The sequence below is a fragment of the Pseudomonas sp. ICMP 10191 genome, assembly GCF_001467335.1.
GTDB classification, from domain to species: domain Bacteria; phylum Pseudomonadota; class Gammaproteobacteria; order Pseudomonadales; family Pseudomonadaceae; genus Aquipseudomonas; species Aquipseudomonas cerasi.
Genome location: NZ_LKGW01000063.1, coordinates 1 through 324 on the forward strand (window position 1 = coordinate 1; position 324 = coordinate 324).

The following is a 324-nucleotide window of genomic DNA, read 5'->3' on the forward strand; positions in this document are numbered from 1 at the left end:
TACGCCAGATGCGACGAGGTCAGCCCTGGCACCTGCGGATTCTGGACGGATTGGTCCTGCCAATCACTTAGATCAAGATTGATCAAAGGCGCCGAAACGTCGGCCAGTAAGCCCTGAGTCGCGGTTTGCGCCAGTACTGCGGTCGGAGCACTGTCCTGCAGCATGTAGGCTATACGTTCCGCTGGATAGGCCGGATCCAGTGGCACATACCCGCCGCCCGCCTTCAGGATTGCCAGCAACCCGACGACCATCTCCACGCCGCGTTCGACACAGATCCCGACCCGCGAATCCGGCTGAACGCCCTGCTTGCGCAAGGCATGGGCT

1 protein-coding gene is annotated in these 324 nt (G+C 61.4%); it reads right to left on the minus strand.

Annotated elements, in window-relative coordinates; translation table 11 throughout:
- A partial coding sequence (locus tag AO388_RS06545; protein WP_153003974.1) for an AMP-binding protein occupies positions 1-324 on the minus strand: 324 nt, incomplete at both ends.